Consider the following 26013-nt stretch of genomic DNA (forward strand, 5'->3'; position numbering starts at 1 on the left):
CTAAATTAGTTGGCTTCCAAGTGACACTCAACGAGACGGTCATTAAAACTGACCCAATCATGAATTGTCCATTTATTTTCGGTTTCATACTCATGTAACGTTGCTACAACATAATATGTTCCAGCAGGTGGTCTCTGATAAGGAACAGTATTTTTAATCTGATGAGACTTCATTTCTTTGAGTGTACCAAATTGTGTTTCAGCAAATACATGACCATTCTCATTAATATTTGCTATGTCATTGGGGCTGCTTGTAGCCCATAATTGAAGCTTGAGAGTCCCACTAGTTATACCCTTGCGATTATGTATAAGTTTATCGGCTCTGATCTCTACCGTAGAGCCGCTAATCGTATATCCTACGGTTCCCTCTATAATTAAAGGCTTTGAAGTGATCTGTCCATTAACACTAACCCAATCATGAATTGTCCATTTATTTTCGGTTTCATACTCATGTAACGTTGCTACAACATAATATGTTCCAGCAGGTGGTCTCTGATAAGGAACAGTATTTTTAATCTGATGAGACTTCATTTCTTTGAGTGTACCAAATTGTGTTTCAGCAAATACATGACCATTCTCATTAATATTTGCTATGTCATTGGGGCTGCTTGTAGCCCATAATTGAAGCTTGAGAGTCCCACTAGTTATACCCTTGCGATTATGTATAAGTTTATCGGTTCTGATCTCTACCGTAGAGCCGCTAATCGTATATCCTACGGTTCCCTCTATAATTAAAGGCTTTGAAGTGATCTGTCCATTAACACTAACCCAATCATAAATTGGCCATTTGTTTTCGGTTTCATACTCATGTAACGTTGCTACAATATAATATGTTCCAGCAGGTGGTCTCTGATAAGGAACATTATGTTCAATATTAGGATAATGATACCCTCCTTCGAGGGTATCAAATTGTGTTTCAGCAAATATATGACCATTATCATTAATATTTGCTATGTCATTGGGGCTGCTTGTAGCCCATAATTTAAGCTTGAGAGTCCCACTAGTTCCACCCTTTCGATTATTTACAAGTTTATCGGCTCTGATTTTTACCGTAGAGCCACTAATCGTATATCCTAAGCCTTCTATTGTTGAAGGCTTAGGGAAAGCTTGTGAACAGAGATGATTAGCATAATTTATGACATCCTGTGGGCTCCAAGCAGGATGCCAGGAGTATTGACTAGTAGCAAATTCAATTCCTGACATCCATTGAAGGTTATTAATAACAACATGACAACAATTAGTGCCAAATAGTTTCCACAATGATGTCTGCCAAATGTTTTTATAATAAGCAATACTATAATTTTTAGGATTCGGTAAGTTGGGAATAACAATAATTTTATCTGCGTTTCTTTTCATTTGGTAACAATCTTCATCGTATTTCTCTACAATATTACCCTTAGAAGTTTTCCACAGGTGTTTCCACTCTTTTTTGGGAGTGTCGCCTGGATAAAAACTAACATAAGTGTAACTACCATCCACACCCGTTATCTTCATAGAGGCATGACCGAAGTCTAAGCCTTCTTTCCCTTGCCAAACATACACCTTTACTTCTGCAATATAGACCATGTTTGTTCCTTGAGTTTATTGCATTTAACTATTTCAGAAATGTTGAATGTCAATACAAAATTTTACATACTTGGTTAGAGTAATTCTAATATTAGGATTTCTAATTGACGGAATTTATGTCACACATATCATGTTAAATTTATCAAGTGTGTAGGTTCCATATATCACAAAAAGTTCTATGAAAACAAGTAAGAAAGATCGTAGTGACCTTATTGTTGCACTTTTAGCCACAGCTATTGGATTAGGGTTACTGATGATTATGGCTTTTACATGGCCTACTGATCTCCTTGTAGAAAGGTATATTTTGTTTCTAAATGGACTGTTTGGTTCAGGAATTGGTTGGTTGATAGGAATATTGATTTCACCTTATAGTAACAATGAGAAAAGTTCGTTTAAAACTTATATAACAGCTGCTCAAGGGTTTATTACGGGGTTTCTCGTTAGTAAAATAGATAAAGTTTTCGAGCTTGTCATTCAAGATTTAACTAATAATGCTGCCGCGCAACAAACAATTTTAGTGCGTGTAAGTTTTTTTGTAACTTCTGGTACTTTTGTGGCAATATTTACTTACATAACCAGAAATTATTGGGATGGTTTTGAAAAAAGCGAAACATCAAAAACTACACAACTACAAGAAGAGCCATCCACTTCTTTATCTGAAAAAAACAATGAAAACCATAATGACAACTAATAGTTTTCGAGATTTAAAACTGAATTAGAGACCAATACTACTCGGTTAAGAGGATGTTTTAAAAGTTTTGAGAAGTCAAATGGCTGGACATCTTAAAAACATCCACTTTGCTAAATTTGCTACTCCGACCCAAAATCCCTACATCGTGGTGTTTGTCAAATGCATCACCTCTGCAATAATGCTCATTACTGAATTTAAAGATTTATTCTACAGTTTGCGTGTTTTCCCTTACTGATGCCAGGCAACTTTAGCAAGTTAATTTCAACTTAAGCCTTTCGTAACCAAACGAGTGCGATCGCCACATCACCCTATCACCAAAACTGCGATCGCCCACATCACCCTATCACCAAAACTGCGATCGCCCACATCTACTCCATCATTAAAAGTGCGATCGCCTAAATCACCCCATCATCAGAAGTGCGATCGCCCAAATCAACCTCATCAGCATAAATGCGATCGCCTACATCACCCCATCACTAAAAGTGCGATCGCCCACATCAACCCCATCATCAAAAATGCGATCGCCTTTACAAAAGTATGAACACCAGCCTTTCGTAAAAAAAAAAGTGCGATCGCGCACATCATCCCATCACCAGAAGTGCGATCGCTGATTTTACACAGTTGCGAAGGATGCGATCGCTTTTGAGTCTTTTGAATGGGACTTTTATGACAGCGTATATGCTACCATGTAAACATGGCGATTAAAATTGTAGTTGATACTAGCGTTTTTATTAGTGCGCTTATTAGCTCTAAAGGCTCCAGTCGAGAACTCATTCGACGCTGCTTGCAAAGAGAATATCAGCCTTTGATGGGCAATGCTTTATTTTCTGAGTATGAATCAGTCATTCAGCGCTCAGAAATTATCGCCAAATGCCCATTAACGAGTGAAGAAATTTCGACTTTACTAGCATCATTCATGAGCGTCAGTCAATGGGTCTATATCTACTATCTATGGCGACCGAATTTAAAAGACGAAGCTGACAATCACTTAATTGAATTAGCAGTTGCGGGAAATGCTCAAATTATTGCCACTCACAATGTCAAAGATTTCCAAAATGCTGAATTGTTATTTCCTAACTTATTAATATTAAAACCCGAAGAAATTATTAGGAGTTAAACAAAAATGGCAACTTTAACTATTCGTTTACCAGATGATAAGCACAACAGATTAAAAGAACTTGCTCAAGCCAAAGGTATAAGTGTAAACAAGCTAATTGAAGAACTTTCTACCATAGCTTTAGCAGAATTTGATGCCCATACAAGATTTAAAGCAATGGCTGCAACTGGTAACCCAGAAGAAGGCTTAAGAATACTAGCTAAACTTGATACTCTGACAGAATAGAGCTTGTTGAGCGATTATGCAAACACTAACCGGAGGCGATCGCCTACATCAACCCCATTAACAAAAGTGCGTAGATAGCTACGCTTCTTGTTGCTAGACATCGCCTGATGGTCACACAATATGATGATGAGTTAGGGATAACGATTACATTTAGCAATCATCCAGTGGCAAAAGCAGCAGATATCGGCAGTAAGCGACTAATTAACCTCGCTCCCGATGCTTGGGTGCAATGGGTAACACAGCGGACTGATGTCGTAGCACAAGAAATTCTCGGCACAGAGTTTCAGTGGATTAGCCGCGAAACAGATGTGTTGATCAAAGCATACAGCAACACCTGTGGAGATTTTTTGATTCTTAACGAGTTGCAGTTGCGTTATACAATACAGATGCCTTTACGCATGAGAGCTTATGCCGCCTTAGCGCAAGAACGGTATCAACTACCAACCTATCCAGTACTCATCAACATCTTACCACCCCCATCTACCGTCACTGTTGTCAATAGTTACGAAGCAGAATTTTTGGGATTACGGGCGATTCAAGATTATCGCGTGATTAACTTGTGGGAAGTGGATGCAGAAATTGTGTTTAGCCAACCACTACCCTCATTATTACCATTTGTGCCGATTTTGCGAGGAGGTGGAGAAGCATCAATTGTACAACGAGCATTAACTCAACTCCGAGCTTCGGAACAACTCAATGAGTTAGAACCATTGCTAGCATTTTTTGCTAGTTTTGTACTAGATATGCCTTTAGTGCAACAAATCATGAGGTGGGATATGGCGGTATTACGTGAATCACCTTGGTATCAGGAAATTCTCACTGAAGGTGAGCAAAAAGGTTTACAGCAAGGTTTACAGCAAGGTTTACAGCAAGGTCTACAGCAAGGCGTACACCAGGGTGCGCGACGACAATTAATGCGGGTATTACAACGGCGTTTTGGCGAAATTCCCCAAGCAGTACAAACAAGGCTGGAGGGTGAGAGTTTAGAGCAATTAGAAAGTTTAATGGATGCGGCGATCGCTGTCAGTTCTTTAGATGAATTTCTCAATAGTCTTTCGTAAATTAAGTAGATTGGCGTAAATTAATACAATATGTTCTGTCATTGCGTTCGCGTAGCGTCTCGTAGAGAGGAACGTAGACACGTAGACGCTTCGCTCGCAATGACATACAAAAAAGTGGGATGCTCCCTTTTGCTCCCCCCAACCCCCCTTGAAAAGCAAAGCTGTTTCATTGCCTTAAAGACTTAAAAAAGACTTGCCTTGTTAAACAAAGTCGTAACCTTGTTAAACAAAGTTGTAACCTTATTAAAGAAAGTTGTAACCTTGTTAAAGAAAGTCGTAACCTTGTTAAAGAAAGTCGTAACCTTATTAAAGAAAGTCGTAACCTTATTAAAGAAAGTCGTAACCTTATTAAAGAAAGTCGTAACCTTGTTAAAGAAAGTTGTAACCTTGTTAAACAAAGTTGTTGCTTTGTTTAACAAAGGACTCGTGTGTACACCGTAGCCTCTTAGGAGAGGCGCGGTAGGAGTAGCTTTTATTATTGGAGAGGCTTTGATTTTCTCCCCTTCCCTTGTAGAGAAGGGGCTGGGGGTTAGGTCTCATATCGGTAAAAACGATACTTTGACTGTGACAAACATAGCATTGAGTATTACTTCACACCGCAATTTCCTTCAATGCGTGCAAAATTTGCTCAATTTCCTCAACTGTGTTGTAGTGGGTTAGCCCAATCCGCACTAAGCCACCAGTAGCTTCTACACCTAACTTTTCAGTCAAACCGATCGCATAAAAATGACCATGCCAAGAAAATATACCGCGATCGCCTAATGCTTTGGCAACACTTTCCGGGCTTTGTCCGGCTAATCGAAATCCAACTGTTGGTGTGCGGGAAGTAAAGCGCTCTTGATTGGTAATACCATATAAGGTTAAACCAGGAATTGCTAACAATCCGGGTATGAGTTTGTGGCTCAATTCTCTTTCGTATTGTTGAATTGCTGACATCGCTGCAACTAAAGCCGCACGGCGACTGTGATAAGCTTTGGCGATCGCAGACGCAGATTCATCCCCGGATGTGAGAAAACTGGGACAGTGGAATGTTTCTAAACCTTCCTTCTCTGCTTCGATTAAAGCGGAAATTAACTCGCTATCCACTGAAGGCGATACATGACAACCGAGTTTTGTCAAGTAATTAATCGCCGCCACCAATCCAGCCAAACCTTCAAAATTCAAAGTCCCTGTTTCCCAACGCGATGGGACATCATCAGGAGCAGGTTTTACCTTATATGGAGTTAAACGGGCAAGATGTTCTCGCTTACCATATAAAATTCCCACATGGGGACCGAAGAATTTATAAGCTGAACAGGCGAGAAAGTCACAACCTAGGGCGTGGACATTGATCGGCGCGTGAGGTACATAATGGACTGCATCAACAAACACCAAAGCACCAACAGCATGGGCGAGGCGTACCACAGCGGCGACATCGTTGATTGTCCCCACAGCGTTAGAAGCGTAGCCAATAGCGACTAACTTAGTCCGGGGATTAATTAGCCGTTCCAGTTCAGCCATATCTAAGGTGCAGTCTTCGACATTGAAATCTACAACCTTGATAATTACGCCCTTTTCCTCCAATGCATACCAAGAGGAAACATTAGCGTAATGGTCAAGCCGCGTCACCACAATTTCATCACCTGGGTGCAATTCCCGACCAATAGCGCGACTTAAGCTAAAGGTCAGGGTGGTCATGTTAGCGCCGAATACCACCTCATCACTGTAGCATCCCAGTAAATCAGCACTAGCAGCACGAGCCGCCGTAATCAGTGCATCTGTCCGCGCACTGGTAGCAAAAGCCCCGTGGGAATTAGCATTTGACCTCACCAAATAATCGCTGATAGCATCAAGTACAGCACCAGGTACTTGAGTTCCACCAGGGCCATCGGCAAAAATTACAGATTCACCGTTGATTTTTTGTGTCAGTGCTGGAAACTGAGCGCGTATCCATTTCAGGTCAAGCGGTTGCATAACAATCTCCTGGGGTCAATGGTTATTGGTCATTTGTCATTGGTCATTTGTCATTGGTAATTGGTCAATGGTCAATGGTCAATAGTCAATAGTCAATAGTCAATAGTCATTTGTCCCCCTCATCCCCCTCATCCCTAGTCCCTAGTCCCTAGTCCCTAGCGACACTCTTCAAAAGATTCATCGGGCCGTAATCCTTGAGGAATTGCATTTGCTGTTGATTTCGCACGAGTAAAGCACCGGCGAATCCTAGTGAGTTCACAGAAATTCCTTGGAATTCTTCTTGCGATCGCGGTACTATTAACATCCATTCTCGCGTAGCTAAAAAATTGTAGCCACTAGATTGTTTGTTACCGTCAACTGCGCTGATACCCACCGTCTTGAGTGAGGCGTGATAAAGTTCCAATGTTGTTTTTGCTGCTGTTTGTGGCGACTGTGCCCAATTGGGATCTAGGGGTACGAAAGCGTGTGTAAAAGGTAACCCCGGTATAGAAGCGTAGGCGTAGCCCGCCGCAGGCATCGCACCCGGAAATTCTGCTGCTGCGAACAAAGACTGAATCGGTATTGCCGCCCCTGTTGTTGTCAGTGGTAATGGTACAATCTGCAAATGCTTGTGTCGCTGACTAGCACCTGCAACCTGACCGCCGTTGTAAAATGCTAAACCCTCACCTTCTGCCAAACAAGCCCACATCGCCGCAAAATCTTCTAAAGTCAGTAAGCTTTCCTGTTCCTCAAAAGCGCGAGTAATAATTAACAAGTGATGGTCAACAACATTAAATTTATTCAAAATGCAGACATGAGTTTCAGAAATATCTGCGACATATAAATCGCGATCGTAGGGTAAAAAAGGGTTAAAATCCTTGCCAGATTTAGCAGATTGTTCAACCTGCTTCTGTTTAGCCGCATCCTTGCGCACAAGATTTGACAAAATCCTGACCAAGAACTTTACACCACCATCCTCAACAAACTCAAACTCCGTCGGTATCGACAACAAAGCCCCGCATGAATAAGCGTATTCAGTACGTTCCCTGACACTTTGCCATAAAGTGCCAGGTTGCAATAATATTTTTTCCTGTGTCATATCAAGTCCGGATAAATATTTATGATTACCAAAATTGTTAAATGTCTTTCATGAGCGAATTTTGAATTTTAAATTTTTATCCTTCCGGAGTCCATTTGCGAGTACATTTTAAGACATCGCCTGCGATCGTGTAATCGCACTTTGCCAAAAAGCTCTGTCCTAAAAGACCAATTGTTCTTTCAGGTGCGATCGCTACCCTGACATCATCTACCTGAGCGCCACCAACTTCCACTGAATTTACCATACCAACAGGCCAAACCACTGTTTGGTTATTGGCGACCCTAAATGGCATTGAACCCATCGCCTCTACCTTCAAAGCTTTTGCCATTTTTGCGGTAATAATTGTCATATCAGCACCTGTATCCAAAATCATCGGAAAAGTTTGATTTGTATTAAAGGTAACATCAATAATTACACTCCCACCGCGAGTTCTGTTAATTCTGGCTGGGCCTCTTTGGGGGAGATGAATGCTTAAAGCCATCAAGATCAAAAACAAGGGCACTACCAATACTTCCATATTCTCACCTCTATCTTAAGACTGAAAAACGAGTTTGTAGATTATGATATTTTGTAAAAAATATCACTCCCTCCCAGGGTATATTTTTGTTGATGAAGAGGACAAACAATACAAAATTCAAAATGATGAGGGAGATGAGGGAGACAAATTACAACTGACAACTGACCAATGACCAATGACCAATGACCAATGACAAATTATGTTACAACCTCCATCTTTTCAACCAATTACCCAACGTCCAGCATTAAAATTACCAAATAATGCCAGAGTTGCTGTGTGGGTAGTCATGAATGTCGAACACTTCACCTTTGGTAAATTAGGAACCGCGATTCAACCCCATTTAAATAGTTACCCAGAAATTGCTAACTATGGTTGGCGAGACTATGGAAATCGTGTAGGTATTTGGCGATTATTTGAACTATTTGCTGAGTTAGAAATTCCGGTAACAGCAGCAGTGAACGGCGAAATTTATCAGCTTTATCCAGAAATTATGGCAGCTATGCAGCAACATAACTGGGAAATTATGGCGCATGGCATTAATAATTCTACTGGACACAGTGACCTGAATCTGGCAGAAGAATCGGAAATAATTAATCAAACTTTAGATTTATTACGCCAAGCAACTGGCAAAACTCCACAAGGCTGGTTAACCCCAGGATTTTCGATTACAGAATCAACCTTTGAACTATTACATGCTGCCGGAATTGTTTACACTGCTGATTGGGTGAATGATGACCAACCCTATTGGTATCCTTTACCTAATGGTCGCTTGCTAGCGATTCCTTACACTATAGAAGCAAACGATATTACCTTATGTTTAAGTAACCGCTTTTCGGGTGCAGAATTTGCCCAAGCTATAGAAGACCAATTTGACCAATTATGGCAGGAGGGAGAACAGCAAGCCAGAGTAATGGCAATTGGCTTACATCCGTTTATTGTTGGTCAACCACTAAGATTAAAATATTTAAAACAGTGTTTGCGAAATATTAAAAATAAACCAGATACCTGGTTAACCACAGGTGAGGGTATTTATAAATGGATGAATGAACAAGAAAATTCGTGAGATGTGCGTACTTTGCAGTTGCTCAACTAAATCGCAAAAAATCAACAAAACTATGTTCAAAAAACTAACCTACCCTGCAACACAGACAAATAACAAATGACAAATGACCAATGACCAATGACAATTATGACAATTATGACAACTCCACAAACCCAAGTTTTAAAAATTCCTGTAATTGATGCCAATACAGAAAATACCAAACCCTATGGACATCTGTTAGGCGATGATGTCAGCAAACCGGGCTTAGGAATTCCCTTTTACCAAGAACGAGTATTAGAAGGGGAAAATATTGACTTTACCTATCGAGGAACAGCAACTTTTAGAACAGCAAAAATTCTCCCAGGATATCCGCCAATTATATGGCTAGAACGCCATATGTATATGACCCAAATGTTTATTGGTTTGGGACAAGCATCATTTATTATGGTGATGGCACCGCCTAATCATGAAAATGGCGAAAACTTGCCAGATTTAAAACAAGTGCAAGCACTACGGTTCCCGGCAGGTTATGGACTTTTGCTACATATTGGCACTTGGCATGATTTTCCCATAGCCTGCGATCGCCCTGTGGTGATTCTCACCGCCAATTCTGATGAAGTTGTCACCGCTTTAAGTCAAATGCAGAAACCAGATGAGATGGATCAAGGCGATGTTTATAAAATATCGCTGCTCAAAAGATTAAATTGTGAAATTCATCTCGATGTTTAAGAGGTTGTTTGTAAAGTATCAAGTTGTATCAAGATCCCCCCTAGGGCGTGTTTTCAAAGTCTTAGATCCCCCCTACCCCCCTTAAAAAGGGGGGCGAAAAGACTCTCAAAGTCCCCCTTTTTAAAGGGGATTTAGGGGGATCGAGAAATTTAGAAGGCTAAACGAGTAGTTTGAAAACACGCTTTAGTCCCCGTTAAAAAAGGGGGGAAAACTTCTTAAAGTCCCCCTTAAAAAGGGGGATTTAGGGGGATCGAAAAGTTTTTGATACATCACCGACAACTTTTAAAACATCCTCTAACTGTAATTGTTACCCTAGGAATTTACATGATTATTGATCCTGCGCAAATTGATCCGAGACATAGCTATCAATTACTGATTGGTTCGATTGTTCCCCGACCGATCGCTTGGGTGTCAACTATCGCCAATGATGGTACACCTAATATTGCACCATTTAGTTTCTTTATGGGTGTCAGCGGAATTCCCCCAATCCTAGCCATATCAGTTGGTTCGCGTCGTGGCTCGAAAAAGGATACCTTAGTAAATGTCGAGCAGTCTAGGGAATTGGTAGTCAACATAGTTTCCGAGGAAGTAGGGTATCAAATGAATCTCACTAGTGGTGAGTTTCCCCCAGATGTTGACGAGTTCAAAATTGCCGGACTCACCCCTTTACCCTCAAAAAAGGTACGTGCGCCGCGAATAGCTGAGTCACCGATTAATATTGAGTGTCTACTCCAGCAGGTAGTTTATGTGGGTAATGAAGGTAACAAATCAGGGTTAATTATTGCGGAAGCAGTGCTTTGGCATATCCGCGATGATTTACTTACGCCAGAAAACACCATTGATGTAAGTAAATTACATGCGATCGCTCGCCTATCGGGAAATTGGTATAGCCGCACTGACGATTTGTATGAAATTACTCGCCCTACACAGCAGCCACCTAAAACTTGAGCTAGCTGCAAGATCCCCGACTTTTTCAAGAAGTCGGGGATCTGAAGATGATAATTATCCACTAGCGCCTTCAATTGGCTTATGCTACATTAAGTAGTGAATAGTAATACAGCAGCAAAGCTATGGTTTGGGTTCAGTATACCCGACTGGTGCGCCAACCGCTGGATTGAGCGTATACCGCCGCGTAATGCGTTACTACTCAATGGCTTGATTAGCTCAGTGGTAGAGCAGCCGAAATGATCGGCCGGGCGTAGGTTCGAGTCCTACATCAAACTCCGGAAGTTAGCTCACTGGTAGAGCGATCGACTCATAATCGATTGGTTACAGGTACCCTTCGGGAAGACGCTTCGCGTCTACGATTCCTGTACTTTCACCCAACCCTGTCCGGGTCAAAAGACACTACCCTTTTAAGGTAGCCCATTTAACTTTATTCAAAACTCTGTGATGTAGGTGCTTACTACTAGACATTACCTAGTGATGTCTGTAGTAACAGTAAAGAAGCTAGCGCAAATGCATGACTCCCTAACTTGAGTATGTCCCTTCGGTTGACAAATCCAAATTGCTGGAATTGTCAAAGCGAACGGCATATTTGAGTGCTATTTTCTGTTTCTGGATTACCCAAGGGTAGTTTAGGAAAAAGTAGCAATCTTAATCCAGTTTTGGAGATGTATTTGTCCGCAACTGAACTGTAAACACCTACATTTGCAGAGTTTAAAAATATATTGTAGTATATGTATTATATGTGTAGTAAAAGTCTATTAACTTCTTTAGTAATAAATCCCTTCTGCCCTCTGCCTTTATTGATAAATTTCTCCTATGCCAAACTTCGATAACCAACTAGAAACCTTTCATGCCCCAAATCGCCAAGCATGGCGGGAATGGTTAGAGAAAAATCACCATAATTCTATTGGTGTATGGCTTATTTATTACAAAGTAAAAAGTGGTCAGCCAAGTATTAGATATAGTGAAGCAGTCAAAGAAGCTTTATGTTTTGGTTGGATTGACAGTAAAGTTAACTCCTTAGATGAAAATCGTTATATGCAAATATTTACTCCGCGCAAACCGAAAAGCGTTTGGTCAAAGTTAAATAAGCAGTATATCGAAGAACTTATTGAACAAGGTTTGATGACTGAGGCTGGGTTGAAAAAAATTACAACCGCAAAGCAAAATGGTTCCTGGACTGCATTAGATGCCATAGAAGCATTAATAGTTCCTGATGATTTACAGCAAGCATTAGCTGCAAATGAAATAGCCAATCAATATTTTCAGGCATTCAGCAATTCCGTCAAAAAGAATATCCTCTTTTGGATTGAAAGCGCTAAACGTCCAGAGACAAGGTTAAAGAGAATTGAGCAAACTATAATTTCAGCAGCACAGAATAAAAATCCTAGGGTGTAAATGTTTTTATTAAACTTTCTACGTCGGCTAAAACTACCTAAATTATCTATGAAAATTTCTTTTTGGAAAACTTTCTATATCAAACCTAACGAAATTGGCATTTTATACCACCGCAGTGATTTTAAAAAAATCTTGCAGCCTGGAACTTATACTTATTTTGGTTGGCATTGGCAAGTAACAACCTTTGACTTGAACCAACCAGAAGCTAAGATTGAGAACTTGGAACTGTTGCTGCAAAATCACAGTTCAGAGTTACAACAATACTTAATAGTTGTCCGCACAGGATTTAATCAAGCTGCTTTAGTGCGCTTGGGTCAAACTTGGATTAGTGTTGCACCAAATCAATTACGCGCTTTTTGGCGTGGTTTTATTGAGGTAGAAACTCATTTGTTCAACTTAGAAGAAAGCTTGGAATTACCTGCTGAATTTGTACAGCAAATCTGGAAAATTGCTTTAAATGGGATTACGAAGTTTCAAATTTCTGAGTATCAAATTGGCTTGCTGTACGTGCAAGGTAACTTTGTGCGACCATTAGAACCAGGTGAGTACACTTTTTGGTCTGTGAATCGAGATGTATCTCTCCAGATTCTCAGCCGGATTGTTCCCAATCCCAACTTTCCCTTGGAAGATGTGTTAATTGAGAAACATCCGGAATTTGTATCAGATTATTGTACAGTAGTACAATTACAGAATCAGCAAGTAGCAATTGTCCGCTATCAAAGTAAAGTCATTTCCATCCTAGCGCCATGTAGTCGTAAGCTGTTTTGGCAAGGTGTTGAGGTAGAGGTGATTGACATTAGTAATGATGCTAAATTGCCATCTCGTTTAATTGCAGAGTTAGTTTCCGGCTTACCTGAAGCTTTGACTCTCAGTCGCAGCAGTCTGCATATTTGCGAAGTACCAACACAACATATTGGCTTGCTGTACGTTAATCAAGAATTTCAAACACAACTCCAACCAGGAAAACATGCATGGTGGGTGTTTGGACGTTCTTTGCAAACGGAAGTATTTGATTTGCGTCAGCAAGCTCTGGAAGTATCTGGTCAAGATATCCTTTCTAAAGATAAAGTACCTTTGCGCTTGAACTTAACTGCTGGCTTCCGTATCCTCGACCCCTTGAGAGCCAAAAATAGTTTATCGGATATTGCTGGCTACTTGTACAAAGAGTTACAGTTTGCTTTGCGTGGTGCAGTTGGGGAAAGAACTCTAGATGCGTTACTGGAGGATAAAGGCGCGATTGATAGAAGTATCTCTGAATACATTCGCCAAAAAACCGCAGACTATGGAATTGAAGTAGATTCGGTTGGGGTGAAAGATATTATTCTCCCCGGTGAAATTAAAACTATTTTGAGCAAAGTAGTGGAAGCGGAAAAAGCAGCCCAAGCGAACGTAGTCCGGCGTCGTGAAGAAACTGCTGCAACTCGCAGTATGTTAAATACAGCTAAGGTGATGGAGGATAACCCCGTTGCATTGCGTTTGAAGGAGTTGGAAGTATTGGAGCGAATTGCTGAGAAGATTGAGAAAATTCAAGTTAATGGTAGTTTGGATAGCATTCTTACGGATTTAATTCGGATCAATCGTGAGTAGAGTTCGATAGAAAATAAGAACCCCTCTCCAAACCTCTCCCCGCAACGGGGAGAGGCTTAAATACAATTATTAAACCGCGTTAGGTACAGAAATCTGAACTTACAGCGTCTTGCAGGTAGGGGCACAACAATGTTGTGCCCTGATAATTATCTGTACTTCACTGCTTTGCAATTTGCTGTATTCAGGTCAGATTTTGAGTTTTGCTAAACCTAAATAACGTATCCCTTCTGGAGAGACATCAAAACGACAGGGTAATACTTCTACACCAAGAGCGATCGCATCCCGCAATAACTTACCATATATCGGGTCTGTGCGATCGCCAGGGGCAAACTCTGTACAATCACCCCGATTAATAAAATACAGCATGACTGCACGGCTTTGGGGTAATAGCGCCATCAGTTCTCGTAAGTGCTTTTGTCCCCTTGTGGTTTCTGTGTCGGGAAACAGTGCTAAATTACCTTCAGCCAAGGTTGTATTTTTCACTTCTAAATAAATTGGGCGTTCCTCATCACTTCCTGTCAAGAAAAAATCCACGCGACTTTTTTTGTCTTGACCATAAACTACTTCGCCCTTAATCTGGCTATATTCACCCAACTCTGGGAATAAATATCTTGCCAAAGCTAACTTTACTATCTGATTTGGCAAAGCAGTATTCACACCTACCCAAGTAGGGTAATTATCATCCACCTGAATCAATTCTAAAGTGTAAGCTAGTTTGCGGTTAAGATTAGCACTTTTAGATAGCTGCACTGCACTACCAAGAGTCGATACCCCAGTCATCGGCCCTGTGTTGGGACAGTGTGCTGTCACTATTTCCCCATTCGTCAGTTGCACATCAGCAAAAAAGCGCTTGTAGCGCTTGAGTAGAATCCCAGGATATAAAGTTGGGTAGCGATAAAGCCAATCCATAATTTTGACACTCTCCTCTACGAAAGCAAGGAGATGATTGAGAGCTAAACAAGTTTAACTCTAAAGGATTACCATTTTTACTTTCTGATTTCAATTCTAGAAACCCTACCCTCTTTATCATAGTTTGGTCTTTTATGTAGTTATTTTTACGACAAGTTAATAAAAAGTAGCATAGAATAGATCTTATCAGCCTCCTAAAAGAAAAAAAGTTAGGAGGATTGCAATCTGCAAGTAGGTAAATCCTATGCAAACAGTCCGGGGAATAACGGAATTAGAATATGCCTTTCTGTTTACCCTTAGAAAGGTAAATTCCATCAAATTAGAAGGGTTTAAACAATTTTTTAATGATATGCCTGTTGATCCTTACATCAAAGGCAATTATCGTTCTCGCAGATTATCTCGTTTTACCGTTAATGGGAATGAGTTGATTAAACTACCTCATGGTTATTTCTACCAAAGCAAAGATTACAATCCATTGTTGGGAGATATTAAAAGAGAGTTTGCAGAATTAGATAGTGCACTCATAGAACTTGATATATTTAAAAACCTTATCTTCGCATTTACTGATTCTTGTAAACTTCATCCAGAGGCAGAAATAGGAGTTCATCAAATTAGGATTAGCTGTTCGCCTGATAATTTGGGTAATCCTGCGCCGGAAGGTATCCATAGAGATGGTACAGATTTTATCGGTATTTTCTCTGTTGATAGAGACAATATTCAAGGCGGTGAAACACATTTGTATACAGCCAACCAGGAAGAACCAATTTTTAGTAAAGTTCTAAATCCTGGAGAACTTTTGTTGGTCAACGACCATGAATTTTTGCACTTTACGACTCCGATTAAACCAGGAAATAACACTCCAGGAACAAGGGATGTTTTTGTGCTAACTTCTCCAAGTTTGCTTTCTGATTAATACTATTTAGAAATAGAAAAACAGAGCAAATTGAAATATTTTAAAATCTCCAAGATATGGGGAATTGAATCTAGTCATTTCCCCAGCTTTTTTTATTTGCGATGGGAAATCATTAAGTCAGTAGGCGCGATTAAACCGAACTATGTAAAGTTTTATATGGTGAAAGGGAAAAGGGCCTTGCTCTGCATTGATTATCGGTCATCAAATTTTCGCAACTCATCATGTTCAACACCGCCTATTAACAAGGCAATATAATTGACGTAGGCATTACTGACCATTATTTCTCAGGATGCTTTGCTGAATGGCATTAAGTTAAAGTGAAATTGGCGAAACGCTGACAATCTCAAGGTGTTCGCTTTATCTTGGTGTCAGTTCTGGTGAGTATAGTGACACCAAGGAAGGATTATTGTATGGAAATTGCAAATTCCATTGGAACATATTTAATTCAACGGCTTTATGAACACGGTGTTCACCATGTATTTGGTGTACCAGGGGATTTTGTTCTTGGATTTAACAAACTTCTAGAAAATAGCTCGATTCAGTTCATAAATACGTGCGATGAACAAGGAGCAGGTTTTGCAGCAGACGCTTATGCTCGGTTAAAAGGATTGGGTGCCGTTTGTATTACATATTCGGTTGGAGGGTTGAAGGTTACTAATACTACAGCACAAGCCTTTGCTGAGAAATCTCCCGTTGTGATTATCAGCGGTTCACCTGGTACAAATGAGCGAATCAAAAATCCACTGCTGCATCATAAAGTGCGTGACTTTGATACTCAGTATAAAATTTTTCAGGAACTCACCGTAGCTTCCACTGTGCTGAATAACCCCGACACGGCTTGTCAGGAAATTGATCGCGTTCTGGCTGCTGCCCTGCGGTATAAGCGCCCAGTTTACATCGAGATCCCCCGCGATTTGGTCAACAAACCTGTTAATCCCAACTATCAGCGAATCAGTCAGCCAGATATTAGTAATCCTGATACCTTGGCAGAAGCTCTTGCAGAAGCTGTGAGCCTGATCGATGCCGCTCGTCAACCCGTTATACTGGCTGGCGTTGAAATGCATCGATTTGGGTTGCAGGAAGCTTTGCTAAAGCTAGTTGAAAAAACGAATATTCCGGTAGCGGAAACCATTCTGGGTAAATCGGTAATGAGCGAAATGCACCCCAACAAAATTGGAATTTATGCAGGTGCGATAGGAAATGAATTTGCACGTCAGTATGTGGAGTCTAGCGATTGCCTGATCTTGTTGGGTGCATTCCTATCTGATTTCAATCTGGGTGTGTTTACAGCTCACCTCAATCCGAAAAATTCAATTTATGTGACTAGTGAAAAAACATCGATTCAGCTCCACAATTATGAAGATATTCGGTTACAAGATTTTGTCCAAGGGTTAATCGAAGCAAACATTCAACGTCGAGAACCAAATCTCCCACAAACTTTCAAGCCGCCTACATCCTACTCTCCTGTTCCACATCAGCCGATCGCGATCGCTAGATTATTTGAGCGGTTGAACTCCTTCTTAGGCAACGACATGATTGTGATTGCCGATGTGGGAGATGCTTTATTTGCAGGCTTAGATTTATTTGTTCACGATAAAAGCCGATTTGTATCATCTGCCTATTATGCCTCTCTAGGATTTGCCGTTCCTGCTGGCTTGGGTGCTCAGTTTGTCGATCCTCACGTTCGCCCATTAGTTTTGGTTGGCGATGGCGCATTCCAAATGACGGGAATGGAATTGTCTACAATCGCTCGCTATGGATTGAATCCAATTGTCATCGTACTCAACAATCGTGGATATGGTACAGAACGTCCGATGTTAGATGGCGCATTCAATGATGTGTTGCTCTGGCAATACAGTCGAATTCCAGAGGTTTTGGGTGTAGGGCGCGGGTTTAATGTTCACACGGAAGATGAGTTAGAAGTTGCATTAGTTGAAAGTCGAGCACATACTGACAGCTTCTGCATTCTGGATGTTCATTTAGATCCACACGATCAATCGCCTGCTCTGAAGCGGTTAACCGATACATTAGGAAAACGAGTCAAAGCTTAACTCTCTTTTAACCAGAGATTGAGGCTTAAGAAGGGATGTTTTTGTGCTGACTTCTCCAACAAGGAGTTTTTTAAGAGGTAGAAAAATAAAAATGATCCTGCAAGTGTGCAACGCCTGATATCGTGTCTGGTTAAAGACTTCTCATTAAGGCAGCAGGGGGCAAGGGTTTTTGGGTTTTCTGCATAGATTCGGGAATTCTAACTAATAGACATCTCCGAAAATGAATGTGAAAGCCTTGTGTATTCAGGGTCAATACCCCATTTCTGGAGAAGTCTAATTAGCCGGACTTGATATGACGCTTAGTTAGTTCAATGTGATTAACATAGGAAATGAGCTAGAGTCACGGTGAATACTTACTATAGTCATAACTAATAAAAGCCATGAGTGACGAATTCTATAATCGAGGATTGGAAAGAGCTAAGCAAAAAGACTATGCTGGAGCGATCGCGGAATTTAATCGTGCTTTACAGGTGACACCTTACTTTCCAGAAGCTTACTTTCAAAGGGGGTTGGCATATTATGACTCAGGGGAAATTCTGCAAGCTGTGTCCGATTACACCGAAGCGCTGAAGCTGAATCCGGAGAGTGTAGAAGCATACTACTCCCGCGCCTTGGCTAGGGTGGCGTTGAAAAATCTGGACGGTGCGTTGTCAGATGTTGAATGTGCGATTCGCCATAATTATAATTATGCCGCAGCTTATAGCCTGCGGGGGATGGTGCGACGCAAACAAGGGTATATTCATGATGCGATCGCTAATTTTAAACAAGCAGCCCAATTATATCTAGCGCAAAAGGATACAGAAAATTGTCGTCTGTGTTTAGAAAGGATTAAACAGCTACAACCACCAGAAAAACCAGCGGTTCAGCAATCTAATTCTCCCAGTGTCACCATCACATCCGAGAAGGAATATTTTACGCAACTATTAGATAAGGCAGAACAGGGAGACACCAAGGAAGCCATTGAAGATTTAAACTGGGTGTTACAAGCCGATCCGCAAGATGCACAAGCTTATTGCTGTCGGGGGGTGGTGCGTTGCAAAATGGGTAACTATCAAGGTGCGATCGCTGATTTTAATCAAGCTATTAAATTAAATCTTCAAGATGCAATTGTCTATCGTAACCGAGGTAAAGCCCGTTGCTTATTGGGCGATTATCAAGGTGCGATCGCTGATTTTAACTCTGCACTGCAAATTCAACCCGAAGATGCTTTAGTCTATGTTGCCAGAGGTAATGCTTATCGCGCTATGAGTAATTATCTCGCGGCAATTGCTGACTATTCCCAAGCAATACAAATTAATTCTGAAGATGCCCAAGCTTATTATAATCGGGGTATTGCCCATACTCATTTAGAAGAAATGCAACAGGCTATCGCAGATTATCAAAAAGCTGCCAGTATTTTTCTGGAAAAAGAAGATTGGGATAATTATCAACTAGTTTTAAATAGCCTGAATAAAATTCATAAGTCTTTACCCGAAACCAGAAACCACAAATATAATCTTCTCCGTCAGCGATTGTTGCGCATGGTGGGTGGACAATGGGAAATTGCCCAAAGATTAATTCAGCAAAAGAAAGAATACTATCCCCAAATGCCAGAAGAGTGGTATATACAAAAAGTGATTGCAGAATTAGAACGCGATCGCGGAATTTAAGCAAATTAATTCAAAATCTGCCATAATAGGCAAATGCGATTTTTTACCAAGTTTTTAACTACATTCATTGCAGTATTGCTACTACCTATTATCATGGTTTCTGCGCAAAATCCTACAGTTAATCCCGGAGAAAACCTTGTTACTGATGGTATCCCACCAATACCTGCATCGCTGACAGAAACAGTAGACCGCTATACCCAGTTTCGCTCAGCTAGTCTTGCAAGTTGGCATCCTAGTCGCCGCGAAATGCTGATTTCAACACGCTTTGGTGATGTCCCCCAAGTACACTTAGTCAAATTTCCTCTAGGGAGTCGCAAACAGTTAACGTTCTTCCCGGAACGAGTAGGTGGGGGAACTTTTCAACCCACCGAGGGAAAATATTTTGTGTTTAGCAAAGACATTGGCGGTAATGAATTTAACCAAAATTACCGTTATGAATTAGCGACGGGGGAAATTACACTTCTAACTGATGGGAAGTCAAAAAATAGTAGGGGTGTGTGGTCGAACCAGGGTGACCGGATGATTTACACTTCTACCAGACGCACGGGGAAAGATAATGATTATTACATCATTGATCCAAAAAACCCGAAAAGCAATCGCCTATTGGCACAGGTTGAAGGCGGTGGCTGGGGTAGTTTAGACTGGTCACCAAGCGATCGCCAATTCTTAGCACAGGAATACATATCTGCCAATGAAAGCTATCTGTGGCTAATTGATACTGAATCAGGTGAGAAGAAACTAGTCACACCAAAGGGCGGTAAGGAAAAAGTCGCCTATTATGGCGGCGTATTTAGTAAAGATGGTAAGGGTTTATATGTCATCACTGACCGCGACTTTGAATTTTCCCGGTTAGCATACATCGACTTAGCAACATCAAATTATACCTATCTCACCAGTAATATCCCTTGGGATGTTGAAGACTTCGACCTTTCCCATGATGGTAAACACATTGCTTTTGTCACCAATGAAGACGGGGCGAGTGTGTTGCATCTTTTGGAAACAGCCACAGGTAAAGAAAAGCCATTGCTAAAGTTACCTGTAGGAAATATATATGGTGTAAATTGGCATCGCAATAACCAAGATTTAGGCTTTACCTTAGTTTCAGCCCGCACAACCGCCGATGTATACTCGTTAAATATCCTCAGCAATAAAATTGAACGCTGGACAGAAAGCGAGACAGGGGGCTTAAACACCGAGAATTTCCCCGAAGCCCAACTCATCCGCTGGAAGAGTTTTGATGACAGAAGCATCTCCGGCTTTTTGTATCGTCCCCCGGCTAAGTTTAAAGGTAAGCACCCAGTAATTATTGATATTCATGGGGGGCCAGAAAGCCAGTCTCGGCCATCATTTTTGGGACGGGGTAACTACTACCTCAACGAATTAGGTGTGGCGATACTGTTTCCTAACGTTAGGGGTTCAAGTGGTTACGGCAAAACCTTCTTAAAATTGGACAATGGCTATCTGCGGGAAGACTCTGTGAAGGATATCGGTGCATTATTAGACTGGATAGCAACGCAACCAGACTTAGATAAAGACCGAATTTTAGTCACAGGGGGAAGCTATGGTGGCTATATGTCCTTGGCTGTTGCGACTAAATATGGCGATCGCATCCGTGCTTCTATAGATATAGTCGGCATTTCTAACTTCGTCACCTTCCTTGAAAAAACCGAAGGATATCGGCGCGATCTGCGAAGAGTAGAATATGGTGATGAACGCGATCCGAAAATGCGAGAATTCTTGCTGAAAATTTCCCCTGTGAATAATGCGAGTAAAATTAAGAAACCCCTATTCGTGATTCACGGCAAAAATGACCCCCGCGTTCCTCTGAATGAAGCCGAACAAATTGTAGCCACGGTCAAAAATAATCAAGTTCCCGTATGGTATTTGATGGCTAAGGATGAAGGACATGGATTCAGCAAGAAGAAAAATATTGATTTCCAATTCTATGCAACTGTGATGTTTATCAAACAATTTTTGTTAAATTAAGTGAAAAATATTGCTTGATATTCACTCGTAAGGGCGGGGAGACCCCGCCCCTACAATTTCGGATAACTGTACTAAAGAACAAAAAATATGGATAAACTTTTACTTTGTATCCAGCAATTTGGAGAAGCGGCGAGATTGCATGTTGACGAAGCTATTTTATTAGGAGAAATGTGCTTGCTCCCAAACTTGTGCCATGAACCAGCCACATTTGAAGTTATTAGCGCATTTGTAAATAGTGTGAATCAACAAAGTATATCCTGGGAAAAGGATAGCACTAAAAATAATATAAAGAATTTTTGCATTACTCTTCTCTAATATAGAAATCCGATTTGATTTATGAATATCCACTAGCCAAAGAATGATATTCTGCAATTTGTTGTTGCTGCCAAGCTGTATCTTTTCCTAGTTCTTCAGCTAAAATTGCCGCAACCCGAGGAGCTGCTTCGATACTGGCGATCGCATCTAAGAAAAGCGATCGCGTCCTTCGTGCTAGTATGTCTTCTACTGTACAAGCCAATTCATAGCGAGTAGCCCAACGCACTTCTGCCTCTAAATAAGGCAACCTGGGATGCAGTTGGATATTAGCACCAGGTAACTCGCGAATCATCTCTGCATCACTCCCATACACATCCAGGGGTTCTGCTGACACAGTTTCAGTCCAGCCGTGTAAATGCAAGTTAGCAGTAATTGAAGGATGGGGGGAGAGATTCACAAGTTGAATGGCTCGATCCACTACTTCCTCACCCATTTTGCGATAAGTTGTCCATTTACCGCCAGTAATCGTCAGCAATCCCGAAGCAGAAACAGAAATCACATGTTCGCGGGAGAGGGCTGCGGTTGACTTGATTTTTTCAGCTTTTACTAATGGACGTTGTCCGACAAACACACTCAATATATCTGCGGGAGTGGGCGCAGGTGTAAGATATTGGGCAGCGGTGTGCAAAATAAAGTCAATTTCCTCTGGTAGCGGACGGGGTTCATAGGCAGTATTTTCTACAGGGGTGTCCGTAGTGCCAATCACCACCTTCCCATGCCAAGGAAGAGCAAACAATACTCGCCCATCCGCAGTTTTAGGAATCATCATTGCACTATCACCCGGTAAAAACCGCTTATCTACTACCACATGCGCCCCTTGGCTAGGAGATAACATCGCCGCCGCTGTCGGATCGTCCATCCGCCGCAAGTCATCCACAAATACACCTGTGGCGTTGATTACAACTTTTGCCTTTAACTCAAAAATTTCCCCGGTTTCTGTATCACAAGCGCGAACACCTTTGACTTGTTCGCCAAATTTGAGTAAACCAATCACTGGCAGATAATTCAAAGCCACGCCATTGTAATCTAGTAAAGTGTGCCACAAAGTAATGGCAAGGCGAGCATCATCAAACTGCCCATCATGATAAATAACACCTCCCCGGAGTCGATCGGTTTTAAGAGTGGGGATGTGCGATCGCGTTTCTTGTTCGCTCAGAAACCGACTATGACCTAAACTGAGATTACCAGAAAGCAAATCGTAAATTTTTAAACCCGCACCGTAGAAAAGTTGCGTCCACCAAGTATATCCAGGTACAACAAACTGCAAATCATGCACCAAATGAGGAGCATTGCGGCGTAGCAGTCCCCGTTCGTGTAGGGCTTCTTTGACTAAAGCAATATTTCCCTGCGCCAGATACCGCACTCCCCCATGCACCAACTTAGTCGAACGGCTGGAAGTTGCTTTAGCAAAATCATATTTCTCTAAAAGCAGCGTTCGGTAACCACGAGTAGCCGCTTCCACCGCCGTTCCTAAACCCGTCGCTCCACCACCAATCACAATCACATCCCACTCATCAGATGAGCGGATTTGCGCAATTAAATCTTGACGAGCGATCGGCTTGTTTAGCATCATTACTTCTATATTTTAGATTAGCCCTTTCAAGGTCGATAAAAATTCCTCTGTAACCTCTCATCTCTGTGTTCTCTGTGCCTCTGCGGTTAAAAAATGACTTTTGAACCGCAGAGTACGCAGAGTACGCAGAGAAAAAAATAGATTTTACGAGTCACCTTGTCCCCCCATCTCCCCTACCTAAATCGCGTCTGCGCGATCGCTCGCCGCCATGAATCGAGTAGTGTTTGTCGATACTCAGCGCTAATTGCCGGCTCAAAGCGTTGTTCCATTTGCCATTGTTGGACAATTTCGGCTTCGCTTTCCCAGTAATTTACAGCTAAACCTGCTAAATAAGCAGCACCTAAAGCTGTAGTTTCTGTGATTTTCGGACGGACAACCGGCACACCTAAAATATCTGCTTGAAATTGCATCAGCAAATCGTTACGGGATGCACCGCCATCTACCCGCAGTTCACTAAGCTTGAGCTTAGAGTCAAGACTCATCGCCTCAATGACATCAGCAGTTTGATATGCAATGCTTTCCAATGCTGCACGGGCGATATGGGCACTTGTGGAACCGCGCGTTAAACCTGCGATCGTCCCGCGCGCGTAGCTATCCCAATAAGGTGCGCCTAAACCGACGAATGCAGGGACAAAATACACACCGCCGTTATCAGGAACGCTGTTTGCTAATTGTTCAATATCTGCGCTGTGCTTAATAATGCCCAATCCGTCCCGTAACCACTGCACAACCGCCCCAGCAATGAAGACACTGCCTTCTAAAGCATAATCGGTGCGTCCATTAATTCGCCAGGCGATCGTTGTTAGCAGCTTTTGTTGGGATAATATGGGTTTATCACCTGTATTCAGGAGTATAAAACAGCCTGTACCGTAAGTATTTTTCGCCATACCAGATTTTAGCGATGCTTGTCCAAAGGTTGCCGCTTGCTGGTCTCCAGCAATTCCGGCGATGGCAACGCGACTACCCAAAAGTCCTGCTGATGTATATCCATACACTTCAGATGAACTCCGCACCTGGGGAAGCAGGGAACGGGGAATATCGAGAATGGACAGCAATTCATCATCCCAATCCTGGGTGTGAATATTGAATAACAGGGTTCTGCTAGCATTAGTTACATCTGTAATGTGCAGTTCTCCCTGAGTCAGCTTCCAAATCAACCAACTATCCACAGTTCCAAAAGCTAGTTCTCCACTTTGGGCTTTTTCCCGCGCACCAGGTACATTATCTAGCAACCACTTGATTTTTGTGCCGCTAAAATAAGCATCGATGACTAATCCGGTTTTGGTTTGGAATGTTGTTTCATATCCAGATGCTTGGAGGCGATCGCAAACAGCAGCCGTACGCCGGTCTTGCCAAACTATAGCATTATGTATGGGCTTACCGGTTTTGCGATCCCAAACGATTGTAGTTTCCCGTTGATTAGTAATCCCAATCGCAGCAATATCACTGGCGCGGATATCAATCCTAGCTAAAGCTTCATTCGCCACACCAATTTGGGAAGACCAAATTTCCTCAGCATCATGTTCCACCCAAGCCGGCTGGGGAAAGATTTGTGTAAACTCTTTTTGCGCAACTGTGAGTATATCGCCATTGCGGTTGAATACAATTGCACGGGAGCTAGTAGTGCCTTGATCAAATGCCAGAATGTATTTATTCATAGAGCATATATTTAACTAAATTTGGGGGTTTAAGTCCCCTGCTTCTATCAAGCCGCGTGTTTTGCGTCCGGGTAAAATCTCCGTTACAAAACGTAATTGCGCTCTTTTTAGCAATTCCATATACTACATGACAAATTTATTCTTACCAGATTTTACACTAATTAATAAATCAAATTTTAGTATAAATTGCAGTATAGTAGATAATTTTGGGTAACACCAAGAAGAGCAACAATAAATTGTAAGATAGATTTTATGTCTACTGAGTTAGCTGCTGAGACTCTAATACCACTTTCTATTCAAGAACGGAAAGCATTGATTTTACATCATGCTTCATTAATTGATGTGATTCATATCGCCGATGAAGATTTGCATACAGCATACAAATACGGAAGAGTTATTTCCTCAATAGCACCTGCTTATTTTCAATATCAAATTACACAAGACAAACAGAATGGCTCGGTTTTAGAATTAGATATACAATCTCAGTTAATTAGCCGTAAAACTGAGAAATTCGCAGATGATTTTATTGACTGGTTAAAAGCAGACTTTGAACAGAAAAGTGCCATACTTGAACATCATCCTAACCCGCGAAATCTTTTTGAACTATGTGGGGCAAAATTGCTAGTAACTAGCAACTCAGTGACCAGGAGCCTTAGCACAAAAATGGGGCGGCTTTGGGAAGAAATAACTGATATTAGTCCTTATGTAATTATCCCTGAATTTGAATTTGGAATTAAAATTAAGGGAGTAGATATTATTCTTGTAACCGAAGAGTTAATTAAATTTGCACAGTTAAAAACTTTAAAAGGTACATTAACAGGTTCACAAACAAATAGAGCCAAAAAAGAATTAGGTATTTATGATAAGCCCTTATTTATCGCAGTTTTTGATTTAGGTGATTGGACATTTAACGATCCTAGAATTCCTCGCATTGCTGGTAAAGCATTTTGGAATAAGATTCATATGGAATATGACCTGGTTGAAAACCATGTAAGAAATATGTTACAGAAAATTGATAATGCTTTTGCTGAGTTGGCTGCTAAGTAAA

23 protein-coding genes and 2 tRNA genes are annotated in these 26013 nt (G+C 41.3%); 18 read left to right on the forward strand and 7 right to left on the reverse strand.

Features of this window, described 5'->3' with window-relative positions:
• Nucleotides 1–5 precede the first annotated feature (5 nt).
• Nucleotides 6–1565, reverse strand: a complete 1560-nt coding sequence (locus AACU32_RS06375) for a hypothetical protein (RefSeq protein ID WP_096598832.1) — start codon at nucleotides 1563–1565, stop codon at nucleotides 6–8.
• Nucleotides 1566–1743: 178 nt separating this feature from the next.
• On the opposite strand from AACU32_RS06375, the gene AACU32_RS06380 reads away from it, so the two are divergent.
• From AACU32_RS06380 to AACU32_RS06400, 5 genes are all read left to right on the forward strand, one after another.
• Entirely contained in the window at nucleotides 1744–2256 is a 513-nt protein-coding gene (locus AACU32_RS06380) for a hypothetical protein (protein WP_096598833.1), read from the forward strand.
• A 289-nt stretch (nucleotides 2257–2545) separates the two neighbouring features.
• The gene (locus AACU32_RS06385) at nucleotides 2546–2797 is read left to right on the forward strand and encodes a hypothetical protein (protein WP_339377583.1); all 252 of its coding nucleotides are present in this window, start codon (nucleotides 2546–2548) and stop codon (nucleotides 2795–2797) included.
• Between the two features lie 153 nt (nucleotides 2798–2950).
• Nucleotides 2951–3373 (forward strand): putative toxin-antitoxin system toxin component, PIN family, encoded by a 423-nt coding sequence (locus tag AACU32_RS06390; RefSeq protein WP_096598834.1) that lies wholly within the window; start codon nucleotides 2951–2953, stop codon nucleotides 3371–3373.
• 6 nt (nucleotides 3374–3379) lie between these two features.
• The gene (locus AACU32_RS06395) at nucleotides 3380–3598 is read left to right on the forward strand and encodes a toxin-antitoxin system HicB family antitoxin (RefSeq protein WP_096598835.1); all 219 of its coding nucleotides are present in this window, start codon (nucleotides 3380–3382) and stop codon (nucleotides 3596–3598) included.
• Between the two features lie 164 nt (nucleotides 3599–3762).
• Nucleotides 3763–4659 (forward strand): DUF4351 domain-containing protein, encoded by an 897-nt coding sequence (locus AACU32_RS06400; RefSeq protein WP_096607884.1) that lies wholly within the window; start codon nucleotides 3763–3765, stop codon nucleotides 4657–4659.
• A gap of 591 nt (nucleotides 4660–5250) precedes the next feature.
• On the opposite strand, the gene AACU32_RS06405 is transcribed toward AACU32_RS06400, so the two are convergent.
• From AACU32_RS06405 to AACU32_RS06415, 3 genes are all read right to left on the reverse strand, one after another.
• Nucleotides 5251–6612, reverse strand: coding sequence for a cysteine desulfurase-like protein (locus tag AACU32_RS06405; RefSeq protein ID WP_096598836.1), 1362 nt, complete (start codon nucleotides 6610–6612; stop codon nucleotides 5251–5253).
• A 148-nt stretch (nucleotides 6613–6760) separates the two neighbouring features.
• On the reverse strand, nucleotides 6761–7690 hold the full coding sequence (locus AACU32_RS06410) for an ATP adenylyltransferase family protein (protein WP_096598837.1): 930 nt from the start codon (nucleotides 7688–7690) through the stop codon (nucleotides 6761–6763).
• Between the two features lie 76 nt (nucleotides 7691–7766).
• Complete coding sequence (locus AACU32_RS06415) at nucleotides 7767–8207, reverse strand: retropepsin-like aspartic protease family protein (protein WP_096598838.1); 441 nt, start codon at nucleotides 8205–8207, stop codon at nucleotides 7767–7769.
• Between the two features lie 199 nt (nucleotides 8208–8406).
• On the opposite strand from AACU32_RS06415, the gene AACU32_RS06420 reads away from it, so the two are divergent.
• The 7 genes from AACU32_RS06420 (at nucleotide 8407) to AACU32_RS06450 (ending at nucleotide 13911) form a co-directional block, all read left to right on the forward strand.
• Nucleotides 8407–9270 carry a polysaccharide deacetylase family protein gene (locus AACU32_RS06420; protein WP_096598839.1) on the forward strand — a complete coding sequence of 288 codons (864 nt, stop codon included), beginning with the start codon at nucleotides 8407–8409 and terminating at the stop codon, nucleotides 9268–9270.
• Nucleotides 9271–9405: 135 nt separating this feature from the next.
• The gene (locus AACU32_RS06425) at nucleotides 9406–9978 is read left to right on the forward strand and encodes an ureidoglycolate lyase (protein WP_096607885.1); all 573 of its coding nucleotides are present in this window, start codon (nucleotides 9406–9408) and stop codon (nucleotides 9976–9978) included.
• Between the two features lie 324 nt (nucleotides 9979–10302).
• Nucleotides 10303–10926 (forward strand): flavin reductase family protein, encoded by a 624-nt coding sequence (locus AACU32_RS06430; RefSeq protein ID WP_096598840.1) that lies wholly within the window; start codon nucleotides 10303–10305, stop codon nucleotides 10924–10926.
• A gap of 205 nt (nucleotides 10927–11131) precedes the next feature.
• A tRNA-His gene (locus AACU32_RS06435) sits at nucleotides 11132–11201 on the forward strand.
• 1 nt (nucleotide 11202) lies between these two features.
• Nucleotides 11203–11303: transfer RNA gene (locus AACU32_RS06440), tRNA-Met, on the forward strand.
• 439 nt (nucleotides 11304–11742) lie between these two features.
• Entirely contained in the window at nucleotides 11743–12324 is a 582-nt protein-coding gene (locus AACU32_RS06445) for a YdeI/OmpD-associated family protein (protein WP_096598841.1), read from the forward strand.
• 48 nt (nucleotides 12325–12372) lie between these two features.
• A complete protein-coding gene (locus AACU32_RS06450) occupies nucleotides 12373–13911 on the forward strand; it encodes an SPFH domain-containing protein (RefSeq protein ID WP_096607886.1) in 1539 nt (512 codons plus the stop codon).
• A 186-nt stretch (nucleotides 13912–14097) separates the two neighbouring features.
• On the opposite strand, the gene sfsA is transcribed toward AACU32_RS06450, so the two are convergent.
• Nucleotides 14098–14823 (reverse strand): DNA/RNA nuclease SfsA, encoded by a 726-nt coding sequence (gene sfsA / locus AACU32_RS06455; protein WP_096598842.1) that lies wholly within the window; start codon nucleotides 14821–14823, stop codon nucleotides 14098–14100.
• A gap of 241 nt (nucleotides 14824–15064) precedes the next feature.
• Between sfsA and AACU32_RS06460 the strand changes: the two genes are divergently transcribed.
• From AACU32_RS06460 to AACU32_RS06480, 5 genes are all read left to right on the forward strand, one after another.
• Entirely contained in the window at nucleotides 15065–15733 is a 669-nt protein-coding gene (locus AACU32_RS06460; RefSeq protein WP_096598843.1) for a 2OG-Fe dioxygenase family protein, read from the forward strand.
• A gap of 410 nt (nucleotides 15734–16143) precedes the next feature.
• Nucleotides 16144–17784, forward strand: a complete 1641-nt coding sequence (locus tag AACU32_RS06465; RefSeq protein ID WP_096598844.1) for an alpha-keto acid decarboxylase family protein — start codon at nucleotides 16144–16146, stop codon at nucleotides 17782–17784.
• Nucleotides 17785–18164: 380 nt separating this feature from the next.
• The gene (locus tag AACU32_RS06470) at nucleotides 18165–19433 is read left to right on the forward strand and encodes a tetratricopeptide repeat protein (protein WP_096598845.1); all 1269 of its coding nucleotides are present in this window, start codon (nucleotides 18165–18167) and stop codon (nucleotides 19431–19433) included.
• A gap of 33 nt (nucleotides 19434–19466) precedes the next feature.
• Nucleotides 19467–21419 carry a S9 family peptidase gene (locus tag AACU32_RS06475; RefSeq protein WP_339377584.1) on the forward strand — a complete coding sequence of 651 codons (1953 nt, stop codon included), beginning with the start codon at nucleotides 19467–19469 and terminating at the stop codon, nucleotides 21417–21419.
• An 87-nt stretch (nucleotides 21420–21506) separates the two neighbouring features.
• Nucleotides 21507–21734 (forward strand): hypothetical protein, encoded by a 228-nt coding sequence (locus AACU32_RS06480; RefSeq protein WP_096598846.1) that lies wholly within the window; start codon nucleotides 21507–21509, stop codon nucleotides 21732–21734.
• A 19-nt stretch (nucleotides 21735–21753) separates the two neighbouring features.
• On the opposite strand, the gene AACU32_RS06485 is transcribed toward AACU32_RS06480, so the two are convergent.
• The gene (locus AACU32_RS06485; RefSeq protein ID WP_339377585.1) at nucleotides 21754–23307 is read right to left on the reverse strand and encodes a glycerol-3-phosphate dehydrogenase/oxidase; all 1554 of its coding nucleotides are present in this window, start codon (nucleotides 23305–23307) and stop codon (nucleotides 21754–21756) included.
• 173 nt (nucleotides 23308–23480) lie between these two features.
• Complete coding sequence (glpK, locus tag AACU32_RS06490; protein WP_096598848.1) at nucleotides 23481–24965, reverse strand: glycerol kinase GlpK; 1485 nt, start codon at nucleotides 24963–24965, stop codon at nucleotides 23481–23483.
• A 252-nt stretch (nucleotides 24966–25217) separates the two neighbouring features.
• On the opposite strand from glpK, the gene AACU32_RS06495 reads away from it, so the two are divergent.
• Nucleotides 25218–26012, forward strand: a complete 795-nt coding sequence (locus AACU32_RS06495) for a hypothetical protein (protein ID WP_096598849.1) — start codon at nucleotides 25218–25220, stop codon at nucleotides 26010–26012.
• Nucleotide 26013: the final 1 nt, after the last annotated feature.

This window comes from Calothrix sp. NIES-2100 (genome assembly GCF_963875285.1).
In the GTDB taxonomy this organism is placed as follows: domain Bacteria; phylum Cyanobacteriota; class Cyanobacteriia; order Cyanobacteriales; family Nostocaceae; genus Aulosira.

What these genes read in the sequence shown, in the direction of transcription:
- AACU32_RS06375 (WP_096598832.1), bottom strand. Translation starts at nt 1,565, where the DNA reads ATGGTCTATATTGCAGAAGTAAAGGTGTATGTTTGGCAAGGGAAAGAA.
- AACU32_RS06380 (WP_096598833.1), top strand. Translation starts at nt 1,744, where the DNA reads ATGAAAACAAGTAAGAAAGATCGTAGTGACCTTATTGTTGCACTTTTA.
- AACU32_RS06390 (WP_096598834.1), top strand. Translation starts at nt 2,951, where the DNA reads ATGGCGATTAAAATTGTAGTTGATACTAGCGTTTTTATTAGTGCGCTT.
- AACU32_RS06395 (WP_096598835.1), top strand. Translation starts at nt 3,380, where the DNA reads ATGGCAACTTTAACTATTCGTTTACCAGATGATAAGCACAACAGATTA.
- AACU32_RS06405 (WP_096598836.1), bottom strand. Translation starts at nt 6,612, where the DNA reads ATGCAACCGCTTGACCTGAAATGGATACGCGCTCAGTTTCCAGCACTG.
- AACU32_RS06410 (WP_096598837.1), bottom strand. Translation starts at nt 7,690, where the DNA reads ATGACACAGGAAAAAATATTATTGCAACCTGGCACTTTATGGCAAAGT.
- AACU32_RS06415 (WP_096598838.1), bottom strand. Translation starts at nt 8,207, where the DNA reads ATGGAAGTATTGGTAGTGCCCTTGTTTTTGATCTTGATGGCTTTAAGC.
- AACU32_RS06420 (WP_096598839.1), top strand. Translation starts at nt 8,407, where the DNA reads ATGTTACAACCTCCATCTTTTCAACCAATTACCCAACGTCCAGCATTA.
- AACU32_RS06425 (WP_096607885.1), top strand. Translation starts at nt 9,406, where the DNA reads ATGACAACTCCACAAACCCAAGTTTTAAAAATTCCTGTAATTGATGCC.
- AACU32_RS06430 (WP_096598840.1), top strand. Translation starts at nt 10,303, where the DNA reads ATGATTATTGATCCTGCGCAAATTGATCCGAGACATAGCTATCAATTA.
- AACU32_RS06445 (WP_096598841.1), top strand. Translation starts at nt 11,743, where the DNA reads ATGCCAAACTTCGATAACCAACTAGAAACCTTTCATGCCCCAAATCGC.
- AACU32_RS06450 (WP_096607886.1), top strand. Translation starts at nt 12,373, where the DNA reads ATGAAAATTTCTTTTTGGAAAACTTTCTATATCAAACCTAACGAAATT.
- AACU32_RS06460 (WP_096598843.1), top strand. Translation starts at nt 15,065, where the DNA reads ATGCAAACAGTCCGGGGAATAACGGAATTAGAATATGCCTTTCTGTTT.
- AACU32_RS06465 (WP_096598844.1), top strand. Translation starts at nt 16,144, where the DNA reads ATGGAAATTGCAAATTCCATTGGAACATATTTAATTCAACGGCTTTAT.
- AACU32_RS06470 (WP_096598845.1), top strand. Translation starts at nt 18,165, where the DNA reads ATGAGTGACGAATTCTATAATCGAGGATTGGAAAGAGCTAAGCAAAAA.
- AACU32_RS06475 (WP_339377584.1), top strand. Translation starts at nt 19,467, where the DNA reads ATGCGATTTTTTACCAAGTTTTTAACTACATTCATTGCAGTATTGCTA.
- AACU32_RS06480 (WP_096598846.1), top strand. Translation starts at nt 21,507, where the DNA reads ATGGATAAACTTTTACTTTGTATCCAGCAATTTGGAGAAGCGGCGAGA.
- AACU32_RS06485 (WP_339377585.1), bottom strand. Translation starts at nt 23,307, where the DNA reads ATGATGCTAAACAAGCCGATCGCTCGTCAAGATTTAATTGCGCAAATC.
- glpK (WP_096598848.1), bottom strand. Translation starts at nt 24,965, where the DNA reads ATGAATAAATACATTCTGGCATTTGATCAAGGCACTACTAGCTCCCGT.
- AACU32_RS06495 (WP_096598849.1), top strand. Translation starts at nt 25,218, where the DNA reads ATGTCTACTGAGTTAGCTGCTGAGACTCTAATACCACTTTCTATTCAA.